Origin of the sequence: Rahnella inusitata, assembly GCF_965118895.1 — a bacterium.
GTDB classification, from domain to species: Bacteria; Pseudomonadota; Gammaproteobacteria; order Enterobacterales; family Enterobacteriaceae; genus Rahnella; species Rahnella inusitata_A.
The window spans coordinates 230,839-237,497 of sequence record NZ_CBCPJJ010000022.1; the positions used below are offsets into that span (position 1 = coordinate 230,839).

6 protein-coding genes are annotated in these 6,659 nt (G+C 48.4%); 4 read left to right on the plus strand and 2 right to left on the minus strand.

The window, feature by feature from the left end; genetic code table 11:
* Positions 1-3: 3 nt before the first annotated feature.
* Positions 4-996: a rhamnose ABC transporter substrate-binding protein gene (gene rhaS / locus ACMHLI_RS18980; protein WP_413530815.1), complete on the minus strand. Its 993-nt coding sequence runs from the start codon at positions 994-996 to the stop codon at positions 4-6.
* A gap of 410 nt (positions 997-1,406) precedes the next feature.
* Here rhaS (ACMHLI_RS18980) and rhaS (ACMHLI_RS18985) point away from each other — a divergent pair, with 410 nt between their 5' ends.
* The 4 genes from rhaS (ACMHLI_RS18985) (at position 1,407) to ACMHLI_RS19000 (ending at position 4,856) form a co-directional block, all read left to right on the plus strand.
* Positions 1,407-2,225 (plus strand): HTH-type transcriptional activator RhaS, encoded by an 819-nt coding sequence (gene rhaS / locus ACMHLI_RS18985; protein WP_413530816.1) that lies wholly within the window; start codon positions 1,407-1,409, stop codon positions 2,223-2,225.
* 204 nt (positions 2,226-2,429) lie between these two features.
* On the plus strand, positions 2,430-3,869 hold the full coding sequence (gene aldA, locus ACMHLI_RS18990; protein ID WP_413530817.1) for an aldehyde dehydrogenase: 1,440 nt from the start codon (positions 2,430-2,432) through the stop codon (positions 3,867-3,869).
* 352 nt (positions 3,870-4,221) lie between these two features.
* Positions 4,222-4,422, plus strand: coding sequence for a hypothetical protein (locus tag ACMHLI_RS18995; protein ID WP_413530818.1), 201 nt, complete (start codon positions 4,222-4,224; stop codon positions 4,420-4,422).
* A 2-nt stretch (positions 4,423-4,424) separates the two neighbouring features.
* Complete coding sequence (locus tag ACMHLI_RS19000) at positions 4,425-4,856, plus strand: hypothetical protein (protein WP_413530819.1); 432 nt, start codon at positions 4,425-4,427, stop codon at positions 4,854-4,856.
* A 394-nt stretch (positions 4,857-5,250) separates the two neighbouring features.
* Here the strand turns inward: ACMHLI_RS19000 and ACMHLI_RS19005 are convergent, their stop codons facing one another.
* A complete protein-coding gene (locus ACMHLI_RS19005; protein ID WP_413530820.1) occupies positions 5,251-6,009 on the minus strand; it encodes an alpha/beta hydrolase in 759 nt (252 codons plus the stop codon).
* Positions 6,010-6,659: the final 650 nt, after the last annotated feature.

The following is a 6,659-nucleotide window of genomic DNA, read 5'->3' on the forward strand; positions in this document are numbered from 1 at the left end:
GGATCAGAATATTTTGGAGAATTTGTCGATGTTGCTGGCGTCGTAAATAAAGGGTTCAGCCATTGCGCCGCTGCCGTCGGCGTCCAGTTTCACTTTACCTAAACGTCCCATGCTGGCTTCGGTTTTCGTAGCTGTGCCTTTAACCAGATCGTCGGCCAGATAGGTGGCGGCGTAACCCAGATCAATCGGATTCCAGATGGCGAAACTTTTGGTCGCGCCGGATTTTATCGCCCCGGCCATTTCAGAAGGCAACCCAAGACCCGTGACGTACACTTTGCCAATTTTGCCCTGATCTTTCACCGCCTGCGCCGCCGCCACGATGCCGACAGAGGATGGCGAGATAATGACTTTCAGGTCGGGATACGACTTCAGCAGCCCAATGGTTTCACGATAGCTTTTATCCGACAGATCATCACCATAGGCTGTGGTCACCAGGTTCACCGATGGATACTTCGGCAGCACCTTTTTCATCTCGGCGATCCATAAATTTTGGTTGGTCGAGGTCGGTGTGGCGCTGAGAATGGCAACATCACCCTTCTCCACGTTCAGCGCTTTCAGCGCATCAGCGGCCAGTTTAACGTTCGTTTCGCCAATCAGTGCATTGTTAGACGGATTGAGATGGATCTGACGCCCCTCTTTCGCTACACCGGAATCCCATGACACCACTTTGATGCCGCGCTGCATGGCTTTTTTCAGCACTGGCACCAGTGCGTCCGGGTCATTGGCAGAGACGGCAATCGCGTCCACGCCCTGAGCAATCAGGCCGTTCAGTACTTCGATCTGCGCTTCGGCGGTGGTAGTCGTCGGGCCGGTGTATATCACTTTGACATCGCCCAGCTCTTTCGCAGCCTGCTGTGCGCCCACGTTGGCTGCTTCAAAAAATCCGTTGCCCAGTGATTTCGCCACCAGCGCAATTTTAACTTCAGCCGATGCCGCACCGGCCATCAGGATGCTGCTCGCGATCAGGGTAAGGCTCAGTACGTGTTTTAATTTCATTTTTGTACTCCGCATGCTAATTCGCAAAATCTGCAAAAAGGGTAACGACGAAAAATTGCCGACGCGCCAGGCGCATGATCACGACTCTAGGAGGTTGCTGACAAACTGACCTTTCCGCGAGTGCCAGTTGTTAGCCAACTATGGCAAAGGTGCAAAGGTTTGGTAGAACAACCTCACAAATTGATAACAATCTTGTGGTGCGCTGCCAAAACGGTCAAAAAAACACAGTGATTTACCGTTAAAAAGGCGCACTAAAATGAGGCGTAAATCTGCGTCTCACAGCGCATTTCACCAGACTTAGCAGAGAAATACGGGTTTTGTTCAAAAGCGACTGTCCGGTCACAGTTTCGGCCCGATGCATACGTCATCGCCGACTAAGATATTACGATAATGTTAATAAGGAGTCGGAAATGACGGTGTTACGCAGTAGTGAGTATTTCCCCTCAGGAGATTTCCCGGTTGCCATTGAACCCCGTTATCCTCAGGAGACCTTTCCTGAACATCATCATCAGGATTTTAACGAAATTGTGCTGGTCGAACAGGGCACCGGCACCCACGTCTTTAACGATCAGCCGATGATCCTCAGTGCGGGCAGCGTCTGTTTTGTCCGTCACCGCGACCATCATTTGTATGAAGATACCGACAATCTGCACCTGACCAACGTGCTGTATCGCAGCCCGGATGCGTTTCGCTTTCTGAACGGCGTCGGCGATCTGTTGCCGCAGGAAGTTGACGGAATTTATCCGGCTCACTGGCGTATCAATTCCGGACAGGTCGCGCAGGCCAAAACACTGATCGACATGCTGGCGCAAAAGCCCGTTAGCCAGTCGCCGGAGTCGCAGGCGCAGCAGGAACTTTACTTTATGCAGCTGTTATTGCTGCTGCGTAAAGGCAGCCGTGATGTCGGTTATGGCGGGCAGGGCGGCGATCTCAATAATTTGCTCGACTGGATGAACGAACATTACGACCAAGAAATCGACTGGCCGGTACTTGCCGAACGGTTCTCGATGTCTTTGCGCACGCTGCACCGTCAGATGAAACAACAGACCGGCTGCACGCCGCTGAACTACCTTAATCGCCTGCGGCTGATCAATGCCCGCAACCTGCTGAGGTTCAGCGACAGCTCGATCACCGATATCGCCCATCAGTGCGGCTTCTGCGACAGCAACTACTTTTCAACCCTGTTTAAACGTGAATTCGGCTACGCGCCGCGTCAGGTTCGTCAGTAACGCTCCCGATTCCTTTCTCATAATTTGCAAAAATGTTACGTCGGGCATTCCGACCATGACATTTTTGCCATTTCCCGCACCTGACTGGCAGCCACGAAAAGGTAAAGCTTCGGCGGATGGAACAGGCTGTTAAAAATTCACAAAAAAGAACTTATTTTTAACAATTCGTTCATCACCACTATCCGTACCTTGGAGACACCTTATATGGGCACAGTTCAGAAACGTATGTACATCAATGGCGAATTCGTTGTAAACACCGGCGGAAAGTGGATTGACGTAGTGAATCCGGCGACGGAACAGATCATTTCCCAGATCCCGGAAGGCTCTGCGGAAGATGCCCGACGCGCCATCGACGCTGCCGAAGCGGCGCAGCCGGGCTGGGAAGCATTACCTGCGGTAGAACGCGGTGTGTGGCTACATAAAATCGCCGCCGGGATCCGCGAGCGCGAACCCGAACTGACCGAGACGATTATTGCCGAAGGCGGAAAAACCTACGGTCTGGCGCAAACCGAAGTGTTGTTCACCGCCGATTATCTGGATTACATGGCCGAATGGGCGCGCCGTTACGAAGGTGAGATCATTCAAAGCGACCGGCCGAACGAGAACATTTTTGTCTTCCGCAAAGCCATTGGCGTGACCACCGGCATTCTGCCATGGAACTTCCCGTTCTTCCTGATCGCCCGCAAAGCTGCTCCGGCGCTCATCACCGGTAACACTATCGTGATCAAACCAAGTGAAATCACGCCTAACAATGCGGTTATCTTTGCCGAAATCATCCATAAAATCGGTTTGCCAAAAGGCGTGCTCAACATCGTCACCGGCTACGGCCCGACCGTTGGCCAGGAACTGGCAGCCAATCCGAAAGTCGGGATGGTCAGCCTGACCGGCAGCGTCGCCGCCGGTATCGCCACCATGACCGCCGCGGCGCAGAACGTCACCAAAGTCTCGCTGGAGCTCGGCGGTAAAGCTCCGGCTATCGTCATGGACGATGCAGATTTAGATTTGGCGGTAAAAGCTATTGTCAGTTCTCGTGTTATCAATACCGGGCAGGTGTGTAATTGCGCGGAACGTGTTTACGTGCAGGAAGGTGTGTACGACGAGTTCATCTCACGCATCAGCGTGGCGATGAAGGCAGTAACCTTCGGCAATACGGCGGAGAAAAAAGAGCTGGATATGGGCCCCCTGATCAGTGCGGCCGCGTTACAGCGTGTGGAAGATAAAGTGGCGAAAGCAGTTTCTCAGGGCGCGAAAGTGCTGCTGGGCGGTAAGCGCGAAAGCGGCACCGGCTTCTTCTATCCGCCGACGTTGCTGGTGGATATCAAACAGGACATGCCGATTATGCATGAAGAAGTGTTTGGCCCGGTGCTTCCTGTTGCGACATTCAAAACGCTGGAAGAAGCCATCGCGATGGCCAACGACAGCGAATACGGTCTGACGTCCTCTATCTACACCAGCAACATCAACACCGCGATGAAAGCGCTGAAACAACTGAAGTTCGGTGAAACGTACATCAACCGAGAAAACTTCGAAGCGATGCAGGGTTTCCACGCCGGCTGGCGTAAATCCGGCGTGGGTGGCGCGGACGGTAAGCACGGTTTGCAGGAATATCTGCAAACGCATGTGGCTTATTTGCAATTCCACTAAGATTCATTATTTCAGAAACCGGAGTAAGTGGATTACTCCGGTTACAAAAAAAAGAACAAAATATGTACAGTTGGGTGTTAATATAAAATTAAATCTCGCCATTTTTAATTAAAATATTCTGTTTATATGACTTCTATCAATTAAATTATCTTATGTAAGGCATACTTTACTTCATGCAAATAGTTCATGGAGCATTGATTATTTGTATGTTTTATGGGTTTAAGGGTTTTCGCGCAAATGATATCTGGAGGGAACCTAAGTGTTTGCGAGGAGGAAAAACGAGCTGTCATGTATTTTTAAGTAAAAATAAAGTCATTGGTTAAATTTTAAAATAACATTAATAGAGGAAAGAATGCCATTACTAGAAAGTGATACATTTAATTTTTCGCAGTTTTATGTGCTGGATTTAAATAAATCTGATGGTTGGTGTGCCGGTATTAGTGTTTCAATGATGATTTATCTAAAAGAATGCTTTCCTCAAATGACGGATAATTATCCTTTAGACGGTGTTTTTCAAAGAACAAAAGAATATGCAGATATGCAGATATGCTGAGGATGAGCTTCAATTCTTTTGAGGGAAAAACGACTTTAGGGACTGAGGATTTTAGAGGAAATATGGAAAAATTTCAGTCTGCTTATATGTACAATTTTGCAGCGCCAGGTAAGTGGGAGTATCAATTTGATAAAAATGGAGTTTTTTTATTAAACCTGAAGAGTTCAGACTCTCACCAACAAGTTGGTAGCCAGTTTTCGAAATTCTATGATTTTTGGGGAAGCTCCGACCATGCAGGTTTTCTTGTGACCGGTGACTCAAACAGATTTTTTGTTTTTGACCCTAATGCCGGTGGCGGAATTTTTTCCTGGACACCGTGTATTGATATAAAAAACATAACATGTGCAGTTGACAAAGCATTAGATCGTCTTTATCAGAAAAACGACCGCCTTAGGGGAAGAAGGATCGTCAGATTGAAAGCAGCTAAAAGATAAGATTTTAGCAGTAGTCGATATCATCATGCGGTGTGAATTTCATGATATTTACCCAGAGTGGAAGTATTAAAATACCAGTTTGAAATGTTCTTCACGATAAAGTGATATAAGTCATAGGGGGCAGGTTACCCCTATAGCTTAATTAAATGAAGTATTAATAAAGCAACTGACAATTAATATTACCTTCAGTTAACGGCAATCAGAATTTCCAGAATTCCAGCATTAAGATATATTCTTCTCTGGAATTCCCAATTCGAATGCCTGGACTATTCTCCATCAACAACATATTTATTGTCAGTGTTAAATTATCGTATCAATCTTTTCAATATTCCAGTATGCAAACGTGTGAACTATGAGCATATGCTTCCCTGCATTCTTTATCTCGCCGTTTAAATCACGTTGCTGCACCTTCCGCCGCCTGTTCAATCAGCGCTGCGACCTCCTTGGGATGCGATTCATACACTGAATGACTGGCACCGGCGATTTCAACGGTGTGGCTGTGTGCGCGTTTGGCATACATACGCTCTAAATCTGGATTGATGATTTTGTCGGCCTTGGCAACCATGTACCAGCTGGGTTTCACTTTCCATGCAGGGTCGGGAATGTTGGCGGTGAAGACGCTGGCGGAGGTGAGCATCTGTGCTTTTGCTTCGAACTCTGCCTGCTTCAAAGGTAAATCTGCGGCGAAGTCAGAAGGGAAGTTGACCGGGTTGATATAGAGGAAATCGTTCGTTGTTTTTGCAAACGGATGCGCCGCGTTAGGGAATTTCTTGCCGTTGATCGCTTCTGTTTCGCCTTTATCCAGCGCATGTGCGGCGATGTAAACCAGACCGGCAACGTGCGGATCGTTACCCGCTTCGGTGATAATTGCGCCGCCATAACTGTGGCCGACCAGAATCGTCGGACCATTTTGCATCGCCAGAATACGTTTGGTCGCTGCCACATCTTCCGGGAAGGAGGTCAGCGGTTCCTGAACCAGCGTCACATTATATCCATCGTGGGTCAGGATTTCGTAAACCGGACGCCAGCCCGAGCCGCCTACAAACGCGCCGTGAACCAGCACAATATTTTTCACTGGCGCGGCAGTCGCAGCCTGAGAAGCGAAAGCCGCCGCAGCGGCGACTATTAATGTCGAAGCGAAACGATAATGCATGGCAAATACCTCGTGGAGTCGGAAATAACATCAGGGTGTACAGCCACGATGCGCGCCGGGCTCTGACAGCAGCGTGACGTACTGATGACATAAACGACATTGATTGACTGTTGTTTCGGTACTTCTCATGTTGAAGCTCGGTATCAATGCGGCACGCGCGGGTGAATTACCATTCCCGGCATTCAGCCTTTTGCACATACAACCCGCTATGACTTTTCCCACAGGACGACGCACTCAATAATCCAGTAGACGCCTTTGTCCGCACGCTGACAGCGAGAATGCGCTGATGTCAGGGGCGAAAGGAGTGTGGAGTTTACGGGGGGGAGTATGAAAACGCCCATCCTCTTGAGCAATAAAGCGGATTAATACGCGTCAGAACATTCAAAACAGGGGCATCATTCTTAAATTTCTCTTCTATTTCCATTTAAAAACCGTGATGTTCATCACTGATATCCTGCCCTGTTAAGATTAATTTCCCCCTCGCAAATTTTTATTTATCACAATGATTTATATAATAATTATTATTGGCCTGGTTAATGGATTACTAAATAATTCACATTTTGATGAATGAATTCACTCATCGTTAAAGGATTAACATCATGCCACTCAACGGAACCCGCTTTACCTTCACCGCAGGCACCGCGACGCGT